The organism is Solimonas marina (assembly GCF_012241385.1).
Lineage (GTDB): Bacteria > Pseudomonadota > Gammaproteobacteria > Nevskiales > Nevskiaceae > Solimonas > Solimonas marina.
The window spans coordinates 121,487-139,771 of the sequence record NZ_JAAVXB010000002.1 but is presented as its reverse complement, the minus strand read 5'-3'; the positions used below and the strand labels follow the sequence as shown (position 1 = coordinate 139,771).

The 18,285-nt window shown below is 64.1% G+C and carries 15 protein-coding genes; 5 read left to right on the top strand and 10 right to left on the bottom strand.

Going from position 1 to position 18,285, the window contains the following annotated elements; all coding sequences use genetic code 11:
- Positions 1-51: 51 nt before the first annotated feature.
- The 5 genes from G7Y82_RS03805 (at position 52) to G7Y82_RS03785 (ending at position 6,023) form a co-directional block, all read left to right on the top strand.
- Entirely contained in the window at positions 52-2,295 is a 2,244-nt protein-coding gene (locus tag G7Y82_RS03805; protein WP_206370303.1) for an LPS-assembly protein LptD, read from the top strand.
- A gap of 75 nt (positions 2,296-2,370) precedes the next feature.
- Positions 2,371-3,720, top strand: coding sequence for a peptidylprolyl isomerase (locus G7Y82_RS03800; protein ID WP_168146700.1), 1,350 nt, complete (start codon positions 2,371-2,373; stop codon positions 3,718-3,720).
- A 30-nt stretch (positions 3,721-3,750) separates the two neighbouring features.
- Complete coding sequence (gene pdxA / locus G7Y82_RS03795; RefSeq protein ID WP_168146699.1) at positions 3,751-4,734, top strand: 4-hydroxythreonine-4-phosphate dehydrogenase PdxA; 984 nt, start codon at positions 3,751-3,753, stop codon at positions 4,732-4,734.
- Entirely contained in the window at positions 4,731-5,537 is an 807-nt protein-coding gene (rsmA, locus tag G7Y82_RS03790) for a 16S rRNA (adenine(1518)-N(6)/adenine(1519)-N(6))-dimethyltransferase RsmA (RefSeq protein ID WP_168146698.1), read from the top strand. The genes pdxA and rsmA overlap by 4 nt, the downstream gene beginning before the upstream one ends.
- Before the next feature lie 54 nt (positions 5,538-5,591).
- On the top strand, positions 5,592-6,023 hold the full coding sequence (locus tag G7Y82_RS03785; RefSeq protein WP_168146697.1) for a universal stress protein: 432 nt from the start codon (positions 5,592-5,594) through the stop codon (positions 6,021-6,023).
- 21 nt (positions 6,024-6,044) lie between these two features.
- Here G7Y82_RS03785 and G7Y82_RS03780 read toward each other — a convergent pair whose 3' ends face one another.
- The 10 genes from G7Y82_RS03780 to cpaB all read right to left on the bottom strand — a co-directional run bounded on the left by G7Y82_RS03780 (position 6,045) and on the right by cpaB (position 17,992).
- On the bottom strand, positions 6,045-6,992 hold the full coding sequence (locus G7Y82_RS03780) for a fatty acid desaturase family protein (protein ID WP_168146696.1): 948 nt from the start codon (positions 6,990-6,992) through the stop codon (positions 6,045-6,047).
- Between the two features lie 222 nt (positions 6,993-7,214).
- Positions 7,215-10,187: a sensor domain-containing protein gene (locus G7Y82_RS03775; protein WP_168146695.1), complete on the bottom strand. Its 2,973-nt coding sequence runs from the start codon at positions 10,185-10,187 to the stop codon at positions 7,215-7,217.
- A 105-nt stretch (positions 10,188-10,292) separates the two neighbouring features.
- Positions 10,293-10,583: a DUF3613 domain-containing protein gene (locus tag G7Y82_RS03770; protein WP_168146694.1), complete on the bottom strand. Its 291-nt coding sequence runs from the start codon at positions 10,581-10,583 to the stop codon at positions 10,293-10,295.
- On the bottom strand, positions 10,580-11,239 hold the full coding sequence (locus tag G7Y82_RS21855; RefSeq protein ID WP_168146693.1) for a tetratricopeptide repeat protein: 660 nt from the start codon (positions 11,237-11,239) through the stop codon (positions 10,580-10,582). The genes G7Y82_RS03770 and G7Y82_RS21855 overlap by 4 nt, the downstream gene beginning before the upstream one ends.
- 28 nt (positions 11,240-11,267) lie before the next feature.
- Positions 11,268-12,212 carry a type II secretion system F family protein gene (locus tag G7Y82_RS03760; protein WP_168146692.1) on the bottom strand — a complete coding sequence of 315 codons (945 nt, stop codon included), beginning with the start codon at positions 12,210-12,212 and terminating at the stop codon, positions 11,268-11,270.
- On the bottom strand, positions 12,212-13,141 hold the full coding sequence (locus tag G7Y82_RS03755; protein WP_168146691.1) for a type II secretion system F family protein: 930 nt from the start codon (positions 13,139-13,141) through the stop codon (positions 12,212-12,214). Before G7Y82_RS03755 ends, G7Y82_RS03760 begins: the two co-directional genes overlap by 1 nt.
- Complete coding sequence (locus tag G7Y82_RS03750; protein WP_168146690.1) at positions 13,138-14,364, bottom strand: TadA family conjugal transfer-associated ATPase; 1,227 nt, start codon at positions 14,362-14,364, stop codon at positions 13,138-13,140. Before G7Y82_RS03750 ends, G7Y82_RS03755 begins: the two co-directional genes overlap by 4 nt.
- 33 nt (positions 14,365-14,397) lie before the next feature.
- Positions 14,398-15,585 (bottom strand): CpaE/TadZ family protein, encoded by a 1,188-nt coding sequence (locus tag G7Y82_RS03745; RefSeq protein ID WP_168146689.1) that lies wholly within the window; start codon positions 15,583-15,585, stop codon positions 14,398-14,400.
- A gap of 57 nt (positions 15,586-15,642) precedes the next feature.
- Positions 15,643-17,019 (bottom strand): type II and III secretion system protein family protein, encoded by a 1,377-nt coding sequence (locus G7Y82_RS03740; protein ID WP_240954069.1) that lies wholly within the window; start codon positions 17,017-17,019, stop codon positions 15,643-15,645.
- A gap of 13 nt (positions 17,020-17,032) precedes the next feature.
- Complete coding sequence (cpaB, locus tag G7Y82_RS03735) at positions 17,033-17,992, bottom strand: Flp pilus assembly protein CpaB (RefSeq protein WP_168146688.1); 960 nt, start codon at positions 17,990-17,992, stop codon at positions 17,033-17,035.
- Positions 17,993-18,285 lie beyond the last annotated feature (293 nt).

Genomic DNA, 18,285 nt, shown 5'->3' with positions numbered 1-18,285 from the left:
CGATTGCACGGGTGGGGGCGTCCGCCGATACTTGCCGCCCATCTCCGTCGAATGCCTGCCTTGCCAGCCTTCCGCTGTCCGCGTCCCCTCCTGTTCGGTTTCAGCCTGGTCGTGGCCGCTCCGGCGATCGCGCAGAGCACGCTGTCGACTGAAAACGACTACAGCAAGGACCGGCACACCTACAGCGGCTCGTCCTGCGCACAGCTGTCGGACACCCTGCCGCCGCTGGAACCGCTGTCGGACGACAAGGTACATCTGTCGGCCGACAACGCCGATCTGGTCCGCAACGGCCTGTCGACACTGACTGGATCAGTACGAGTCCGCCGCGGCGATCAGGAAATCACGGCAAACCGCATCGACTACGACGAAGCGCAGCAGCGCTTCATCATCAACGACGAGTCAGTGTTCCGCAGCAGCCGCGCGGTCATCGACTCGCAGCACGCGCAGTTCAGCCTCAACGACGACAGCGGGCTGTTCTCGGATAATTCGTTCACCCTGCTGACGCGCGACGCGCGCGGCCACTCGGACGAGCTGAAGGTCAACGGCGACAAGACCGCGGAACTGACCGGCGCCGCGTACACGACCTGCGCGCCGGGCAACGACAGCTGGTATCTCGAAGCCAGCCATATCCACCTGGATTACGACGCAGGGGTTGGCACCGCCACCAATGCACGCCTGCGCTTTCAGGGCGTGCCGATCTTCTATTCGCCGTGGTTGCAGTTCCCGATCAACGATCAGCGCCGCAGCGGCCTGCTCTATCCGGTCCTCGCCAACACCAACAAGACCGGTTTCGACCTGCGCGAGCCGCTCTACCTGAACCTGGCGCCGAACTACGACGCCACGTTCACGCCGCGCTACATGTCCAAGCGCGGCACGCAGCTGGAACTGGCGGGCCGCTATCTGCTGTCGAACTCCGAGGGCAACCTTGGCTACCAGTATCTCGACCAGGACCGGGTCACCGACGAGCGTCGCACGTTCGCGTTCTTCAACGACCGTAGCCTGCTGTCGCCGAACCTGTCGATGGAGCTGCACTACGCCGACGTCAGCGACCCTCGCTACTTCGAGGATCTGGGCAGCGGCGGTTCCGGCAACGGTATCGACTTGAGCACCGACTCCTTCCTCGACCGTAGCGCGCGCCTGACCTACAACTCGCCGGGCGCCTACTCGCTACAGGTCCTGGTGCAGGACTATCAGAAGATCACCAGCAGCCTGACCGACGTCGAAGATCCGTACCGGCGTCTGCCGCAGGTGCTGTTCAACACGCAGACGCGCAACAGCTTCATGTACACGCGCGCCGGCATGAGCGCTGAATACAGCAACTTCGTCCGCGACGACTCGGTTCAGGGGCAGCGCTACGACGTCGATCCGTACCTGAAAATCGAGCGCGACACGATTTCCTGGTACAGCAAGGCGCAGCTCGACTATCGCTATACCGGCTACGAACTGACCGACACCGCGGCCGGCGATCCGAATGCGCCGCATCGCGCATTGCCGATCTTCAGCGCCGAATACGGCCTGCGCTTCGAGCGCATGCTGGCCGACGGCACGCCGCAGACGCTGGAGCCGCGGTTGTTCTACCTTTACGTGCCCTACCGCAACCAGAGCGATCTGCCGGTCTTCGATAGCGGCGATCCGGATTTCGACTTCACCCAGCTGTTCTCACGCAACCGCTTCTCCGGCCTCGATCGTATTTCCGACGCCAATGAAGTGGCGCTCGGCCTGACCGGCCGCCAGCTCGATCCTTCGACCGGTGCGGTCAAGGCCTCGGCATCGATCGGCCAGCTTTACCGCTTCGAGGCGCCGAAGGTCTCGCTGCCCGGCGAGGATGCGCCGAACAGCGGCGCGACCGACTTCATCGGCGAGTTCGCATACAACGTCTCGAAGAACTGGGGCACGCATTTCGTCGTGCAGTGGTCGCCGGAGCAGTCCGAATTCAGCCGCACCGGCATGGCGATACGCTACCGCGACGACTACAGCCACTACTTCGAGGCCGCCTACCGCTACCGCCGCGATCTGCTCGAAGAGGCCGACCTGACGGCGATGACGCCGATCTACCATGCCATCAGCCTCGCCAGCCGCTGGCGCTACTCGGTCAAGGACAGCCAGACGCTCGACAGCTACGTCGGCCTGCGCTACGACACCTGCTGCTACGCCGTCGATGTCGCCTATCGGCACTACATCTCGGATTCGCAAGGCAATATGAACAACGGCATCTATTTCCAGCTCGAACTCAAGGGGCTGGGCCAGATCGGCTCCGGGTTCCCGAACCTTCGGGTCGATGACGATGTCTACTGAGCCGTCCCCCGTTCCCCCGCCGGCTGAGCGATAATCCGCCGCGGCAACTCCATTTTTTCGTTTCCGGTTTCCATCATGTCGCTGCGTCCGCACCCGATGCGCCCCGTTTTCTCCTTCCTGTTCGCCCTTGCCGCGACGCTGTGCATGGTCGGCACCGCACAGGCCGAAGCGGTGCCGCTCGATCGCATTCTGGTCGTCGTCAATGACGGCACGATCCTGCAGAGCGAGCTCGACACCGCGATGGCCGACGCGCGCGACCAGATCGCCAAGCGTGGCATCACCGCCCCGCCGGACGCGGTCCTGCGCGCACAGGTGCTCAATCAGCTGATCCTGAAGAAGGTGCAGACGCAGCGCGCCGACCAGGAAGGCATCCACATCGATGATCGCGAGCTCAACGAAGTGCTGACGAACATCGCCAAGCAGAATGGCCTGACGCTGTCGGGCTTCGCCGACGCGGTTCGCGCCGACGGCCTGGACTACCTGACGGTGCGCGAGCAGATTCGCGATGAAGTGACGGTGCAGCGCCTGCGCAACAAGGAAGTCGACAGCCGTGTCGTCGTCACCGACCAGGACATCGACAATTATCTGGCCAACCAGAATGCGGACAGCGACAAGGAATATCGCCTCGCCGACATTCTGATCGCGGTGCCGGACGGCGCCACGCAGCAGATTCGCGACCAGGCCCGCGCCAAGGCCGAAGGCCTGCTCAAGCGCATCCGCGGCGGTGAGGACTTCGCACAGGTCGCGATTGCCAACTCCAACGGCCAGCAGGCGCTGCAGGGCGGCGACCTCGGCTGGCGTAAGGGTTCGGACCTGCCGTCGGTGTTCGCCAAGATCGCGGCGCAACTGAAGAAGGGCGACGTCAGCGACGTCTTCGACATGGGCAGCGGCTTCCACATCGTCAAGCTCACCGACGTCCGTGGCGCCGACAGCGAGCGCAAGACCGTCACCGAGACGCATGCGCGCCACATCCTGATCCAGACCAACGCGATCCGCGACGACAAGCAGGCCCACGAGCTTGCCGACGAGATCTACAAGCGCCTCAAGAACGGTGAAGACTTCGCGGCCCTGGCCAAGCAGTTCTCCGACGACCCGGGTTCGAAGAACAGCGGCGGCGACCTCGGCTACCAGCCGCCGGGCGTGTTCGTGCCGGAATTCCAGTCGCGCCTCGACGCGCTGAAGCCGGGCGAAATTTCCGAGCCGTTCCGTACCCAGTACGGCTGGCACGTTGCGCAGTTGATCGACCGTCGCGACCGTGACGTCACCGAAGAGCAGCGCCGCGCCAAGGCGCGCACCGCGATCGGCACCCGCAAGTCCGCCGAGGAATACGAGGTCTGGCTGCGTCGCCTGCGTAACGAGGCGTACATCGAATACCGCATTCCGTCGGATGCCGAAGCGGCCAAGCAGCTCGAACAGCAGAGCTAAGCACCGCACCCGCGGCGGCGCGGCCCCGCGATGAGCGCGTTGCCGCGCATCGTCCTGACGCCCGGCGAGCCGGCCGGCATCGGTCCTGATCTGGCATGCCGGATCGCCGCTCAGGCCTGGCCGGCCGAGGTGGTCGCGGTCGCCGACGGCGAGCTGCTGCGCGCGCGCGCGGCGATGCTGGGTCTGCCGCTGCAGCTCGAGCCGGTGCAGCTGGATGCAGTGCCGCAGGCCCGCCCTTCCGGCACGCTGGCGCTGCTAGACACACCGCTCGCCGTGCCCGCCGAAGCGGGCCGGCTCGACCCGCGCAACGCCGGCTACGTGCTCGAAACCCTGCGTCGCGCCAGCGAGCTGTGCCGCAGCGGACGCGCCGGCGCGATGGTCACTGGACCGGTGCAGAAGAGCGTCATCAACGACGCCGGCGTCGCGTTTTCCGGGCACACCGAATTTCTCGCTGCACAGTGCGGGATCGCCCTGCCGGTGATGATGCTCGTCGCTGGGACGCTGCGCGTCGCGCTGGTGACGACGCACCTGCCGCTACGCGACGTGGCCGATGCGATCAGTGCCGAGCGCCTGCAGCAGACGCTGACCATTCTTGACGCCGACTTGCGTCGCAAGTTCGGCATCGCCCGCCCTCGTATCCTGGTCTGCGGGCTCAATCCGCATGCCGGCGAGTCGGGCCATCTCGGGCGTGAGGAAATCGAAATCATCGGCCCGACACTCGATGCCGCACGCGCCGCCGGCATCGACGCACGCGGGCCCTTGCCTGCCGACACCCTGTTCACGCCGCAGTATCTGGACGCCGCCGACGCGGTGCTGGCGATGTATCACGACCAGGGTCTGCCGGTGCTCAAGCACGCCGGCTTCGGCGAAGCCGTCAACATCACGCTGGGCCTGCCGATCATCCGCACGTCGGTCGATCACGGCACCGCGCTGGACCTGGCCGGCAGTGGACGTGCCGACGCCGGCAGCCTGCGCGCCGCAATGCAACTCGCCATCGACCTGGCCTCCACATGATCGAATCCGCTCATCAGGCCAAGAAGCGCTTCGGCCAGAACTTCCTGCACGACCCGCAGGTGATCGATCGCATCATTCGCGCGATCCGGCCACAGCCCGACGACACGCTGGTCGAGATCGGCCCAGGCCTCGGCGCGCTGACCGTGCCGCTGCTCGAAAAGGCGGGTCGACTGCAGGTGGTCGAAATCGACCGCGACGTGATCCCGCGTCTGCGCACGATCTGCGCCGACCATCCCGGACTGACGATCACGCAGGCCGACGCGCTGAGTGTCGACTACCGCCAGTTTGCGCCCGCCGGCGCTCGCGTGCGCCTGGTCGGCAACCTGCCCTACAACATCTCGACGCCCTTGCTGTTTCATCTGCTGCGGCAGTCCGACGTGGTGCTCGACATGCACTTCATGCTGCAAAAGGAAGTGGTTGAGCGGATGTGCGCGGCGGCCGGCGAATCGGACTATGGGCGCCTGACCGTCGCACTCGCGGCGCGCTGCGAGGTCGCCCATCTGTTCAATGTCGGACCCGGTGCGTTCAACCCGCCACCGAAGGTCGATTCGGCGATCGTGCGCCTGCGGCCGCGGCCGCCACCGTTCACGATCGACGACCTCGATTGCTACGACCGCGTCGTCACCCAGGCCTTCGCACAGCGGCGCAAGACCTTGTCGAACACATTAAAGGGCTTGTGCGACGCAGCGACCATCGGCGCCGCCGGCATCGACCCCGGGCTACGCGCCGAACGCCTGCAGCCGGCGGATTTCGCGCGCCTTGCCAACCGGGTCCATGCCCAGCGCCGGAACGCCGAGAGTTGACGCGCCGCCGCTGCCGCCGACAATGGCAGGCAGGCTCCCAGGAGGAGACGGCAGATGACAACGTATCACCATATCCTCGTCGCGCTGGTGCTCGATCAGACCGGCCGCAAGGTTCTGCAGCGCGCCCAGGGCCTGGCCGAAAACTTCGGCGCCCGGCTGTCGGTGCTGCACGTCGTCGAGTACATCCCGATCGAAAGCGGCGAGCTGCTGATGAGCGCACCGATCGACCTGACCCAGCAGCTCGAACAGCAGTCACGCGAGCAGCTCAGGGCGCTATGTGCGGAATTCTCCATTGCACAGGATCAGATTCACACGGCGACCGGACCGGTGACGCCGCAGATCCAGCAGCTCGCCGAGGAACTGCAGATCGATCTGATCGTGCTCGGACACCAGCCACGACATGGCATCGCAGCATGGTTCCCGCACACCGAGGAATCGGTGCTGTCGCGCGCGCACTGCGACGTGCTGGCGCTGCGCGTCGGCTGATCTGATCTTTTCTCGGCGCCGCTAACCGGCGACCGGCGCGCGGCGCGAGATCACCTCGGCGCGTTTGCGCACGCGGCCGCGCTCGTCGAGGAAGTGCTTGAGGCGTGCTTCGGATTCCGGTCCGCGCCACAGCGCCTTGCCGAACACCGCGAGATAGCTGCGATCGACCAGTGCGCCGAGACCGTCGATGTCCGGCTCGATCAGACGATGCAACTCGACGAGGTTGTAGTAAGGCACACGCGGAAACACGTGATGGCCGATGTGGTAGTTGATGTTGTTCCAGAACCACGAATGCACCGGATTCGACAGCACCGTGCGCGTACCGGTCAGCTTGCCCTCGTCCCACGGCGTCTCGTAATGCTCGGCGATGAAGCGCATCGCATTGAGCAGCGAGAAGAACAGTACCGGACACAGCAGCAGCGCTACAGCCTTGCCGAGCACGCCCTCGTGGGCCGCCCAGATGAACAGCAGCGTGAACGTCACGATTTTCAGCGCCGTCTCGAACAGGTGGATGGCCCAGTTGCGCAGGCCGAACTTGCCGATCGGGTACAGCAGATTGAAGTGCAGGAAGCTCAGCGGCGCGCTGGCCGCTACGTAACCGTAAAAGAGCACGAAATCGAGCGGCCGGCGACGCCCCATCGTGAACGCGTCCGGATCCTGATACGAGCGGTTGTAGCGGTGGTGTTCGAGGTGGTCTTCCTTGAACGCCACGAACGACGCGAGCAGCGGCATCATCGCCAGAATTCCGAACGCCCAGTTCTCCCAGCGCGGCTTGAACAGGACATTGTGCGTCGCGTCGTGCATGAACGTGACCATGCCCATCTGCATGTAGCCGAGCCCGAAATACGCGAGCCAGCGCACCGCCGTGTACGGCGTGTGCCAGGCGATCAGTGCCAGCGCCACCATGATGGCAATGAACAGCCCGATCTTGGCGTGCGTATAGACCGGTCGGAACTGCATGAGACGCATCAGGTCCTCGCGCGGGACCTGCGGCCGAAGTCGAATCATCTTGTGCCACCACCAGACTGGTCCCGGCTGGGACTGCACCACCCGCGCGCTGGAGCCGGGTTAACCGCCGCGCGTGACGCCAACATCCCATGCGCGAGCGCAACGGAACGTCAAATCCCGATCATGGACACCTCGATATCCCGTCCAGCCGCCCCCGCGACCGTACGAGCCCCCCGGGCCCCTCTACAACGGTCGCACCTGGCGACCGGCAAGCCAGCCTATCATTTGTGGCGCTTCCAGTGTCTGATTGCCGACCAGATGGCAGCCGGCCCCTGCCCAGCGGTGTCCGCCCTCGCCATCGTCGGTCAGGGCGATCAACTGCAGACCGCGGTCACGCGCCGTCGCCACGGTCGCCTCGATCTGTTCCGGCGCTTCCAGATTCCGCGCCAGCAACCAGCTGACCGGTAGCGCTGCGCCGGTCGGGATCGGCAGTTTGAAGCTGCGCAAGGCCAGGCGCACCCCGCGCGCCAACAGCGCGCGCACCGCCGGATGCTGGGCCGCGGAAGCCTCATCGAGCCCGTCCGGCGTCAGCGCCAACACCACCCGGTCGCCGGGGACTTCATAGCGGTGCAGCAGGTCGTCGACATGCTGCGCGAAACTGCCGGTGCGCAGCTGCCAGCCGGAAATGTCGACGACGAACGGCAAGGTCTCGATCCCGCGTTCGCGCGCCGACAGGTGGTGCTCGCAAACATGCGTGATCTGCCACAGCTCGAGATCGCCGATCAAGCCGGCGCGGGCCCCGGCGCGCAGCAGCTCATCTTCCTCGATACGCCCGAAGCGCGGATGCTGCCAGTAGCGCCCGGCATAGACGGCAACGACGGCCGCATCGGCGGTATCGATGACCGGCGTCATCAGCAGCTGAAACTGGTTCAGGGCGACCGCCGAATGGATTTCCTGCTCGAGATCAAGCCGCCGCCGGCGATCGTCACCGATGCGGTTGGTGAAGACGCGATAGCAGCCACGCCCGGCCTGCTTGGCCTCGTACATCGCCATGTCGGCGTGCCGCAGCAGCACGTCCTCGTTGCCGTCATCGAGCGGGTGCAGCGTCAAGCCGATGCTGAGCTGGGAAACCAGATCGAAGCCCGGGATCGGCAAGGGCTGGGCAAAGCGATCGATTAGCTTCTGCGCCAGCTGCGCGGCATCTTCGGCATCGCGCAGTCCCGGCGCGACGATGACGAATTCGTCGCCGGCCAGGCGTGCGACGGTATCCGACTCCCGCACCATCGACACCAGTCGCTCGGCCGTCGCGCGCAAGACCTGGTCACCGATGTCGTGCCCGTAGGCGTCGTTGATCTGCTTGAAGCGATCAACGTCGAGGAACAGCACGGCCAGCATGCGATCACTGCGCCGCTGCGCGATCACCGCCTGATGCAGGCGATCGCGCAGCATCACGCGGTTCGGCAATCCCGTCAGCGCATCGTAGTGGGCGAGTTGTTCGAGCCGCGCCTCGCCTTCGAGCCGCTCGCTGATATCGGCCGCAATGGCCATGAACACCGGCGGCTGCTCCTCGCGAGACAGGTTCAGGCGCACCTCGACCGGATAGTTGGTGCCGTCACGGCGACGATGGCGACAACGATAGACGATGCTCTCCTGGCCACCGTCGCGCAGCTTGTCGAGGTATTCGTTGAAGCGCGTCTCGTCGAGCTCGTCGCTGATATCGAGCGGCGTCATGCGCAGCAAGGCCTCGGCGCGATATCCCAGGTTGCGGCGCGCGCCGCGATTGACCTCCAGAAACGCCAGCGACTGCGCATCGAAAATGTAGATTTCCTCGGCGGCGGCATCGAGCAGACGCCCGAGACGGCTGGCCAGATTCTCGCCCCGCAGCCGCTCGCTGATGTCGCGAACGATGACAACGTAGCCGCTCGACTGCTCAAGCTGCAGCGGTTGCACCCACAGCTCGACCGGAAAGGTCGTCGCGTCATGTCGCCAGCCCACCACTTTCGGCAAGTCGGCCGCACTCGACGACACATAGTCGGGCAAGCGCACGCCGGGGGTATTGAGGAACGGCACCGGCATCAGCTTGGCGACGGTGAAGCTCTGCAACTCCTCACGCGTGTAGCCGAACATGCGCATGGCGCGCGCATTGGCAAAGCGCACCAGGCCAGACGGGTCCGTCACCAGCACGCCTTCGTCGAGATGGTCGACGATCGCTTGCGACAGGCGCGCCTCGCGGCGCAGGCGATCGATCTCGATGGTGTGATGGGTGATGTCGCGAAACAGCATGATCGCGCCATCGACATGGGCTTCGGCATGGCGCAACAGGCTGGCCTGCAGCTCGACCGGACGACGGATGCCGTCTCGCGCCTTCAGCCAGCCCTGCTGGGTCGGGGCTTCACCGCTTTTCTGCAGGGCGGCTTCGAGGACCGTCTGCATCGGCGCGCCGTAGGCATCGACGAGATGCACGACCGAGTACGTCATACGCCCCCGTGCCGCCGCCAACGACCAACCCGTCAGGCGCTCGGCGGTGCCATTGAGATAACGCACGCGACCGTCGCGGTCGGCACTGAGGATGCCGTACTGCAGGCCATCCATGATGACGCCGCCCCGTTCGCGAAAGGCCACATCACCGGCATCGGCACTCGGCGGATTCCTTGCGTCGCGGCCGGGATCAGCGCGCACTCGCCAATCAGCGCCATGGCGACGACGGCGCAGCAGCCAGATGACCGCGGCAACGACCAGCAAGGTACAGCCGAGCAGCAGCCAGCCGGTGAGTTGCAGCTGGGCGACGGCATGATCGTGTACGGCGTCGACGGCGGACGGCGTGACGTCAAAATCGACTTGGCCGACCGTACGGCCTTCGGCATCACGAACCGGAGCGCTGCCAGCCGACGCATACAGGCGATACAGCGCGGCTGCCGCGACATGGCCGAGGCCCGCGTCGCCGTACGCCCACTCGTCGTATCGCCCAGCATGTGCGAGCAGCAAACCGCCCGGGTCGCGGACCACGACGCGAAACAACGCCGGCTCGCGCTCGAGCAGTTTGCGAACCACCGGGTTGAGTGCCGGTGTCGCTGCGGGTCGCGAGAGCACTCCGGCAAGCTCATCGCTCAGCTGCGAGCCGGTATAGGCGATCGCCGCTTGTTCCTGCAGCGCTTCGGCCTTGAGCAGGCCGGCCGCGCCGAGGATCAGAAGAATGGCGGCAAGCGCCAGCAGCAAACCAACGACCAGACGTGGTCGCTGTAATGGGCCTGCCGCCGCCGACCGCTGCACCCGCTCAGGCCCGCGCGTCCGGCGCGCCCCTCGCGTTCGAAGCCCCCCACATTACTGGCTGCTGCCGCCGCTGCTGCCGCTCTGCACGTAGGATTCGCGCGAGAACTTTTCCGGAATCGGGTGCTTGAAGCTGTTGACGTAGCGCTGGTAGACCTCGGTCGCCACCTCACCCGGCACCGGCGGCGTATTCATGACCTGCGCCGAAGGACTCTTCTGCAGGTCGAGCCAGGCGCGAGCGTCAGCGCCAATAGCGAGTTCCGGCGCGGCCGGCGTCGCCGCCGTTTCCGCGAACGCCGGGGCCGAGCACAGCAGGCCCGCACAGATCATCACGACATTCTTCATTTTCCAGCTCCTGTGCCCGCGACACGGGCCTGCATACGCTTGGCGTCGGCGCGCATACGCGCCACAACATCCGGCGGAATCGCCGCCTGATTGATGACCTGCTGCGCGCGCCGCTCGTCGCCGGTCACCAACAGCAACATCAGCAGATTGTTACGCGCCTGATCGTTCGTCGAATCGAGCTCGACCGCGGTCGACAGCTCCGGCAACGCTTCGGAATAACGACCCGCGCTCATCAGTGCGTAACCCAGATCGTTGCGCATCTTGGCGTTGGTCGGGCGGCGGCGTGCCGCCTCGCGCAGATACTGAATCGCCAGATTCATGTTGCTCGACGCATAGAGCAGGCCCAGGCCGTGATAGGCCTCGGCGGCATACTGTGTCTGCAACAAGCCACGATAAAGCGTCTGCGCGGCCGCGGTCTGCCCAAGCTGGCGACGCGCATCGGCTTCGAGATATCGAAGCTGTTCGGAATTACCGGTCGCCTGCTGTTGCTGCTGGATATGCGCTAGAGCGGCGTAGTACTGCCCCTGGTCGAGCATCTTGCGGATCAGGTCGACGTGCACCGATTTCTCGGTCGCCGCCGAATCGGCCGCCAGCTCATCGGGACTGCGTGAACCTCCGGCGCTCGCACAGCCGCCCAACAGCAGTGAAATTGACACGATGACGATAGCGCATTGCAGCGAACGATCAACGCCCATTGATGTCGCCCAAGGCTTTGATGATGCCCATGAAAGCCGGCCCCGCGACAAAAATTAGCAGCGCTGGAAAAAAGAACAGCACCATGACGACTGTCATGCGCCCCGACATATGGTTGACCTTTTCGCGCAGCTCGTATCCGCGACGCTCCTCAATCACCTCCAGCGTCTCCAGCAACGGTTCGCGCAACTCGCCGCCGTAGCGGTCAACCTGGCGCAGCACACTAAATACTGTCGACAAGTCTTCTACTGCCAACACATCCGACGTGCTTTTAAGGGTGTCGCTCAAATCAGCACCCGCCTCCACTTGCCGCAACATAACATCAAGCTCACGCCCAAGTTCAAGCAAGACCCCACCGCTCTCACGAACCATACTCTGCAGAGCCTGCCGCGTCGAAAGGCCTGATTCGAATAGCAACACCAGCAGATGGATGAACAGCGGCACTTCGCGTTGAACTCTTCCACGACGCCGCGACGCCGCGCTACGGAGAATCCACCTCGGAGCAAGAAAGCTCAAAATGGCGGCGACGATGACGGCTAGCAGTCCATGCAAAGTTCGCTGGGGTGATTCACTGAACGTCCAGTACAGCGTTACCAGAACAAAAAAGAAAACAGGCAAGACCGCCTGGAATGCGTACCAGAAGAGGCGTGCCTTCGCGCTTCTCCAGCCTGCTTGCACAAGTAGACGCGCACTTTCCCCTTCCGTATCGACCATCTGCTCGATGGCCTTACCACTGCGTGCCATGCTCTCAATCATCGGCGCACTGCCCACAGTGCCGAAATCGCGGGCTTGCGCCTGACTGAGCTGCGGATCAAGCCGCCGCCGTAACGATATTTCCTGCCGGCTGCGCACGAGCAAGTAGACAAGGGCCAGCACAGCGAGTGTGCATACCACGATGGCGGCAGCGACGATCGATGCAAAGAAAGTCGGGTTCATCAGTCGGTCTCCGTAGACTTCATCATTCGCCAGATGACGAAAACGCCCGCCACCTGAAGAATAATCGCCGTGCAGAGCAATAACCTCCCACTATGATCCGCCCAAATCTGCGTGTAATAACCCGGATTTCGCCAAATGATGAATACCACCAACAGCGTCGGAATGACCGACAACACCACAGCGGAAAAACGTGTTTCGGCAGTCAGCGCGCGTAATTCTCGAGCCGCATTCTCCCGCGTACGGATCCCGCTTATCAGGCTGCGCAAAACGTTCCGCATCGAGCCGCCGAACTTGCGGTTGATCGACGCCGCAAGTGCCATCACCTTCAAATCGCGCAGGTCATGAATTTCGGCCATCTGCATCAGCACGGCCTCCAGCGGCGCACCGAGACGCACCTGCCGACTGACATTAATAAACAGCGGCCTGATCGGTTCAGGTGCCTCACGGCTCGCAGATGACAAGGCCTCTTCAAGGGTATTGCCGGCGACTAGCACGCGAATGACGCTTTCAAGGAACGACGGAAATTGCGAGATGATTTTTATGCGCCGCCGCGCGGCCATCTGCGTGAGCACCAACCACCCGACGATGAACGCAAGCGTGATACAGGCAATCCCCGCCAGCACCCCGAAGATCAGCAAGACAACAATCGCCAGCAGCAGACCACCGAGCAGAATGCGCCGCACGGCGGCAGGCTCGAGATCGACACCAGTGCGCCAGATCAGATGGCAGCTCCAGCGCAGGATGGGATTGCGCAACTCGCGTTCGCGCTGGCTCTCGAGCAGCGCCGCGGCGGCCTCATCCTGACCGCCGAGCACGCGCAGGCGCAGGTCCGCGTCTTCCTGTCGCTCCTTGGCCGTTGCCTGCAGAACCAGGAACCCGGCGGCCGCGATCAGCAGCAATGCCACCAGCGCGACGATGACTAGACTCATGTCGTGCTCCCTCTCAGATCGAGGTGCTCGCGCCGATCCGGGTCATAGCGGAACAGCTGGCGCATGGTCAGCTCGCCGTCGGCCAAGCCGGTCAGTTCGACGACCGACATCACGCGGCGCTCGCCGCCTTTCAGACGACTCACATGCACGAGCAACTGAATGGCCGCGGCGATCTGCCCGCGGAATGTGACCTCACTGCCGGTGTAGCCGGCGAACCCGGCCAGCAATTCCAGACGATGGATCGCGTCACGCGCGGAATTCGCGTGTAGCGTCGTCATCGAACCGTCGTGACCGGTGTTCATCGCCTGCAGCATGTCGAGCACTTCGTCGCCACGTACCTCGCCGACAACAATGCGATCCGGGCGCATACGCAGCGCGTTACGGACCAGATCGCGGGCTGTGACGGCACGCTCGCCTTCGAGGTTCGGCGGCCGCGTTTCGAGGCGCACGACGTGGCCGTGCTCGAAGCGCAGCTCGGCCGCGTCTTCAACGGTGACGACACGCTCATCCTGCGGAATCCACTGCGACAGCAGGTTGAGGAATGTGGTCTTGCCGGAGCCGGTGCCGCCGACGACGATCAGGTTGGTGCGCTCGGCGACACGGCGTTGCAGATACTCGAGTTCCACTTCGCTGATCGATCCGTAGCGCAACAAATCCTCGGAGGTCAGCGGATGCTTGCGGAATTTCCGGATTGAGACGCAGGGGCCATCGAGTGCGATCGGCGGTATCACGGCATTGACGCGCGAACCGTCGGGCAAGCGCGCATCGACCATCGGCGTCGACTCATCGACACGACGACCGATCGGCGCCAGGATGCGCTGGATGACCCGCATCACGTGCGCGTTGTTGAGGAATCGCACCGGGACGCTGGACAGCTTGCCGGCGCGCTCGACGAAGACACGATCCGGGCCGTTGACGACGATATCGTTCACATCATCATCATCGATCAGTCCCTGGATCGGGCCGTAACCCATCAGCTCGTCCTTGGCGTCGCGGGCGAGCGCTTCGGATTCGCGCTGATTGATCGGCAGTCGCTGGTCGACGACATAACGCCGGATCTGCTCGAGCACGAAGCGGTCGGTCTGCTCGGCGTCCCAGCGATCGATATCGAGATTGCGCTCGTCGATCTGCTGGATCAGATGACGATGAAAATTGTTCTTGAGCTGCAGGTATTGATCCGACAGCCGGAACCGCGCCAGTTGCGCGTCAGGCGAGGTGCTCACGTTCGCACGTTCCGGCTGCCCCATGACTGGCCGCTACCCGAACAGGCGGGACAAGCCGCTCTTGTTGACGTCCATCTTCGGCTGTCCGCCGAGCAAGGCCGTGGCGACACTGCGAATATCGACGCAGAACGGTTCCTTTGGCGCGATGCTGAAGATCGGCTCACCGGCGTTCATCGCCTGAATCCGGCCGTGATGGGTACTGGCCGAGAGCCGACCGAACAGCGGCAGGTCAAGGATTTCCGCCAGATTCTCGGGCTCAAGCCCCACGCGCTTGCGGTACGAGTCGACGAGCAATGCAGTCCGGTCGAGCGGGCAGTCCTCGAGGCGCAACGCACGCAGCAGGTACTTGCTGTGCCGCGACTTGATGATCGACTGATCGGACAGCATCAGCGTCCGCTCGGACTGCTGCAGCACGGCGGAGATGCAATCCACCGGCCAGTGCGCGTCGAAGCCGACGATCACACAGCCGAACAAACCGCGCACGACCTGCAGCAGCTTGATGAAGTCGTCGAAGACGAACTGCGGACGGCCGATCAGATCCTCAGGCAGGCTCAGCACATACAGGCCGCTGGCATGACGCGAGAACGCCGTATCGATCAGGGTCTGGTCACAACGATAAACATCGTTGATCGCGTCGAGCACGCTATAAGACTGGCTGATGTTGAGAAAGATCGCCGCCGCGCCCGGTGGCGTCGCGATGTCGATGAGCAATGTCGGCTCGGACTTTGGCATCTGCTCATGGCAGGCCAGCGCCAGATGCGACGACACGAACGCAATGCCATCGAGCGGCTGCGCCGCCAGCACACTGTAGAGATGGCCTTGCCGCTGCTGCGGGCGAGCCACGGTCTGGCTGCGCCGCAGCAACTTCGACAGCAGGGCCGCAACATCGGTCTCATCACGGCGCAGCACAAAGAAATCACGCGCGCCGGCGCGCATCGCCGCCAGCACGACATCGGGATTGCTGTCAGCGCCGAGGCCGGCAACCGCGACATCCGGAATGCGCTCGACGAGGCGCTCCATCATCGAGAGACGCGCGTCGAGGTTGCTGCGCTCGAACTGGAAGAACACCGCATCGACGCGCCCCATCATCTGCACGCGTTCGATCAGATCCTCGGCATCGAGCGGCCGAATCAACGAAAACTCGGCATTGCTGCCGGCCGCATTCTCGAGCCAGCTCAGATATACCGGATCATCAGCAACGACGACGGCCTGCGTTTTCATTTGTTTTCTGTCTTGTTCTGGCAGTGCGTACTGAAAATTCTAGCGAGCACGCTCCTTTCAGCGGCTGAAGCCCGAGTCGAACTCGCCGCGCTCAAGGAAAACGTTGTAGGCCGGCCCCGGCGTCTTGGCATTGAACTGATCACCCGGCAGCTTCGGCATCGCCGTCCCCTTCGCCATCGGCCGTACCAGATGCGGGGTCACGACCATGATCAGCTCCTTGTCGGTGCGATCGAGCGTCGTCGACTTGAAGAATGCACCGAGCACCGGAATGTCGCCGAGCCAAGGGAACTTGCTGACGCTGTCGGTCAGATTGGTGCTGACCAGGCCGGAAATCACGAAGGTTTCGCCATCGCCGAGTTCAATCGTCGTGTCGGTACGACGTACTTTCAGCGCCGGAACCGCGACGCCACCAACCTCGATGCCGGCCGTGTAATCGAGGTCGCTGACTTCCGGTGCGACCTTCAACGAGATCAGGTTCTGCGACAGCACCGTCGGCGTCAGCGACAGCCGCACACCGAACTCCTTGTACTGGATGGTGATGCTGCCGTTGCTCGAGCCGCCCTGACTGACGGGGATCGGATACTCGCCACCGGCCAAATACGTCGCCGTCTGTCCGCTGGTCGCCAGCAGGCTGGGCTCGGCCAGCGTATGCGACAGCCCCTGCCCCTCGAGCATGCTGAGCAGCGCGGTGATGTTGCTGCTGGCATCGGAGACGACGATGCCGAATGCGTCGGACAGCGTACTCGTCAGCGAGCCGCTCGATACCGTGCTGGTGCTGACCTGACCCGGGCCCAGCAAGCCACCGGAGGTCTGCGACGCACCGCTGTTGTTGAGGATGAAGTTGAAGCCGTAGCGCTGCATCGTCTGCCGCGAGACTTCGGCAATCTTCACATCGGTCAGCACCTGAGTGCCGAGCTCGACATTGCTGCGATCGCTGATCGTGCCGTCCTTCGGCATTTCGGCAGCCTGGGTCGCACGGCGATGCGCCAACAGGTTCGGCAACTTGCCTTCGACGCCGCGCCCCTGTTCGATCTGCGCATCTTTCAGCTGCGGATCCTCGGTGCGCGTCTCAAGCGGGTCGGCCGGCATCTGCACCCGCACCGTGTACTGGCGTGGATCGTTCGAGCCCTTGACCCAGACGATCAGGCTGGTGATGCCGATCGCCTTGCCGTCGAGCAGCAGATCGTGGCGGTTGACGACCGTCACATCGGCCGTCTTCGGATCGCCGACGGCGACCCGCGAAACCTCAGAGCGCGAGCGCAGCAGCTTGTGCTTGCCCTTGTCGACGATCAGAACCGGGGACGTCGGCGGCGTCGCGGCCGAAGCCCCGCCGGGCATCGACTGCGCCGCCTGTGCCGCCGCGATCCCCAAGCAGGCAAGCAACGCCCCAGCGCAAATCTTCATCGTCCGTGCCTTGAAATCTTTGCAATACATGGCGCGCTCTTCCCTAGCGAGTGGTCACGGCACTACGGTCGTCGCCGCGGATGATTTCGACACGAGCCCGCGGCACCACATGCTTCGGCGGCGCCTTGATGCGCCCCAGTTCGGCCGACGTGATCACATCGTCTTCGTTCTTGGTCTTGTCCGCATCCTTGGACGCGTCCTTGGCGGCAGGCTCACCCGGCTTGGTCGGCGTGCCATCAGTCGCAGCACTCGGCGCAGCCGTTGTCGACGTCTCCGCGGCAGCCACCATCGTCGCATCCTCGTCGGCCTGGCCATGCATCGCCAGACGCAGGTCGCCAAGGCTCGCGCCTAGCATCAGCCGCGTCGTGTCCTTGTCCGGAATCGCCAGCACCGCGGTACGCTGCGGCTGGCGATGCTGCTGGTTCTTGTCGTCATCGACGCCCGCCGGGCGATCGACGACCTGCTCGAGATAAGCGAGCACCCGGACGTTCTTCAGTAGCAAGCGCGCCTGCGGCTGCTCGATGCCGTCATGACCGCCCGTACCGCGCAGATAGAGGAGTACGTCGACAATATCGCCCGGACGCAGAAATCCACCGACGGCAAGCACGTCCGTCACCGAGATCGAAACCGCCTTGTAGCCGGCCGGAATCGCGCGCGCCAGCAGGTTACCCTCACGAAAATATCGACGCGTGACCGGCGCACCCGCATCGATGTCGATCAGCGGCTGCTTGCCGACAACGTCGTCGATCGTCGTGAACGGTTCGGCCGGCTTGACCGAAACCGGCACCAGCGCCACCGCATCGCGCGCAATGGGCTTGTAAGCAGCGAGCGGCTTGACCGCGACGACCGCCAGCGTCTGCTCGGCCTTCTGCTGTTGAACCTGCTGCTGGGCAGTCTCCGACTTCTGCGCGTATTCGCGGCTCATCCGGTAGCCGATGGCGGCAAGCACGATCGCTGCCAGCACCGAGACGGCCGCAAAGATCTTCAATGCGGTACTGCTCATGCTTCTATCCCCTTCCCACCTAAGGGTGGCCTTCGCCGGACTTCAAACGCGGGCTGTCGGATTCGCGACAACGACCCACCCCGCTCGCGCCTGCATCACAACCAAACTGCCGCAACTCGGTGCTTCATCTCAGGCCAGGCCCGACACACGGCTCCGCTGAACTGCTAAGCGGGATGTCGTGACACGACCAACAGCTTCAGGAAAACCCTGACGCCTGACAAGTAGAAACCTTTCGGCATGCCCCGACGGCCAGGCCAATATCCCGGCGACTTCACCATTTTCGGAAAGCACAA

Coding starts and splice junctions, on each gene's coding strand:
- G7Y82_RS03805 (WP_206370303.1), top strand. CDS start 52: ATGCCTGCCTTGCCAGCCTTCCGCTGTCCGCGTCCCCTCCTGTTCGGT.
- G7Y82_RS03800 (WP_168146700.1), top strand. CDS start 2,371: ATGTCGCTGCGTCCGCACCCGATGCGCCCCGTTTTCTCCTTCCTGTTC.
- pdxA (WP_168146699.1), top strand. CDS start 3,751: ATGAGCGCGTTGCCGCGCATCGTCCTGACGCCCGGCGAGCCGGCCGGC.
- rsmA (WP_168146698.1), top strand. CDS start 4,731: ATGATCGAATCCGCTCATCAGGCCAAGAAGCGCTTCGGCCAGAACTTC.
- G7Y82_RS03785 (WP_168146697.1), top strand. CDS start 5,592: ATGACAACGTATCACCATATCCTCGTCGCGCTGGTGCTCGATCAGACC.
- G7Y82_RS03780 (WP_168146696.1), bottom strand. CDS start 6,992: ATGCGTCTCATGCAGTTCCGACCGGTCTATACGCACGCCAAGATCGGG.
- G7Y82_RS03770 (WP_168146694.1), bottom strand. CDS start 10,583: ATGAAGAATGTCGTGATGATCTGTGCGGGCCTGCTGTGCTCGGCCCCG.
- G7Y82_RS03760 (WP_168146692.1), bottom strand. CDS start 12,212: ATGAACCCGACTTTCTTTGCATCGATCGTCGCTGCCGCCATCGTGGTA.
- G7Y82_RS03755 (WP_168146691.1), bottom strand. CDS start 13,141: ATGAGTCTAGTCATCGTCGCGCTGGTGGCATTGCTGCTGATCGCGGCC.
- G7Y82_RS03745 (WP_168146689.1), bottom strand. CDS start 15,585: ATGAAAACGCAGGCCGTCGTCGTTGCTGATGATCCGGTATATCTGAGC.
- G7Y82_RS03740 (WP_240954069.1), bottom strand. CDS start 17,019: ATGTATTGCAAAGATTTCAAGGCACGGACGATGAAGATTTGCGCTGGG.
- cpaB (WP_168146688.1), bottom strand. CDS start 17,992: ATGAGCAGTACCGCATTGAAGATCTTTGCGGCCGTCTCGGTGCTGGCA.